The sequence below is a fragment of the Actinomycetospora sp. genome (assembly GCF_055612215.1).
In genome coordinates this window covers 1-1,980 of record NZ_JBVPVA010000031.1, presented here as the reverse complement: position 1 = coordinate 1,980, position 1,980 = coordinate 1, and the positions used below count along the sequence as shown (strand labels likewise).

The window sequence follows — 1,980 nt, the reverse complement described above, 5'->3', positions numbered from 1 at the left end:
GGGCCCGCGGCGGCGGCGATCGGGGCCCGGGCGCTGCGGGAGTCCGATCTGCGGATCGCGGCGCTCCCCCTGCTGCGCGAGCTGCGCGACGCCACCCACGAGACCGTCACGCTCTCCACCCCGGTGCCGCACGGGCGCGTCTACCTCGACCAGGTCGTCGGCACCCACGAGATCAAGATGACCGTGGAGCTCGGCCGCCGTTTCCCGCTGCACGCCGGCAGCTCGGGCAAGTGCATGCTCGCGTTCCTCGACGCCGAGCAGCGCGAGGAGGTCCTCGCCGGCGGGCTGGCGGCCCTCACCCCGGGCACCGTCGTCGATCCCGACGCCCTGCGCGAGGAGCTCCACCGCATCGTCGAGCGCCGCTACGCGGCCTCGGCCGGGGAGCGCCAGGCCGACGCCGGCTCCGTGGCCGCCCCGGTGTTCGGGGTCTCCGGCGAGGTGCTCGGCGCCATCTCGGTGTGCGGGCCCCGCTACCGCGTCACCGACGAGTTCGTCGCCGCGATCGCGCCCCGCGTGGTCGCGGTCGCCGACCGCGTCTCCCTCCGCCTCGGCGCCGACCCGCGCCGCACGTCCGCCGCCGCCGCGGCGGGAAGGACGGCTCCGTGACCAGCACCGCCGACCCCACCGCCCTGCCCGACGGGGCGCTCGCCGGGCTCAAGGTCCTCGACGTCGCCACCCTCTTCGCGGGCCCGCTGGCCGCGACCCTGCTCGGCGACCACGGCGCCGAGGTGATCAAGGTGGAGCACCCGCGCGGCGACCCGTCGCGCACCCACGGCGCGCAGCGCGACGGCGTCGGGCTCTGGTGGAAGATGCTCGGCCGCAACAAGAAGTCGATCACGTTGGTGCTCTCCACCCCGGAGGGCCAGGAGGTGTTCCGCGAGCTCGCGGCGGACGCGGACGTGGTGATCGAGAACTTCCGTCCCGGCACCCTCGAGCGCTGGGGCCTGGGCCCGGAGGTGCTCCAGGAGCGCAACCCGGGCCTCGTCGTCGCCCGCGTGACCGGGTTCGGCCAGACCGGCCCGTACGCGAACCGGCCGGGCTTCGGCACGCTCGCCGAGGCCATGAGCGGGTTCGCCGCGATCACCGGCGAGCCCGACGGTCCTCCGACGCTGCCGCCGTTCGGTCTCGCCGACGGCATCACCGCCCTGACCACGGCCTTCGCGGTCATGACGGCGCTGCGGGCGCGAGAGAGCTCGGGGCGGGGGCAGGTCGTCGACATGGCGATCATCGAGCCGCTGCTCACGGTGCTCGGCCCGCAGCTGATCGCCTACGACCAGCTCGGCGAGCTGCAGCCCCGCCACGGCAACCGCTCCTCGAACAACGCCCCGCGCAACACCTACCGCTGCGCCGACGGGCAGTGGGTGGCGGTCTCGACGAGCGCGCAGTCGATCGCCGAGCGGGTGATGCGCCTGGTCGGGCGCCCCGAGCTGATCGACGAGCCGTGGTTCGCCGCCGGCTCCACCCGCGCGCAGCTCGCCGACGAGCTCGACGAGGCCGTCGGGAACTGGATCGCGGAGCGCGACCGCGTGGAGGTGGTGGCCGCGTTCGAGAAGGCCGAGGCCGCGGTCGCGCCGATCTACACCGCCGCCGACGTGCTCGCCGACCCGCAGTACGCCGCCCTGGACAGCGTGGTCACGGTCGACGACGACGAGCTGGGCCCGGTGCGGATGCAGAACGTCCCGTTCCGGCTGTCGGAGACCCCGGGCCGCGTGCGCACCTCCGGTCCGCCGCTGGGTGCGCACACCGCGGAGGTCCTCGCGCGGTACGGCGTCTCCGACGAGCGGCTGGCCCGGCTGCGGGCGAACGGAGCGGTGTGAACGCGGCAGGCCTGGGGGTCGCGCGCAGCTGGCTCTACGTCCCCGGGCACCGCGCCGACCTCGTCGCGAAGGCGCGGTCGGGGGCGGCCGAGGCGGTCGTCGTCGACCTCGAGGACGCCGTGGCGCCCGGCGCCAAGGACGCCGCGCGGGGCACCGTCGCCGG

General features: G+C 75.8%; 3 protein-coding genes. All 3 read left to right on the top strand.

Features of this window, described 5'->3' with window-relative positions; translation table 11 throughout:
• Positions 1-606, top strand: a 606-nt coding sequence (locus tag AC0CYZ_RS00645; protein WP_472211041.1) for an IclR family transcriptional regulator, incomplete at its 5' end; no start/stop codon positions are given.
• Positions 603-1,817, top strand: coding sequence for a CaiB/BaiF CoA transferase family protein (locus AC0CYZ_RS00640; RefSeq protein WP_472211038.1), 1,215 nt, complete (start codon positions 603-605; stop codon positions 1,815-1,817). The genes AC0CYZ_RS00645 and AC0CYZ_RS00640, both read left to right, overlap by 4 nt.
• The coding region (locus AC0CYZ_RS00635) for an aldolase/citrate lyase family protein (protein ID WP_472211044.1) at positions 1,814-1,980 on the top strand (167 nt) is incomplete at its 3' end. The genes AC0CYZ_RS00640 and AC0CYZ_RS00635, both read left to right, overlap by 4 nt.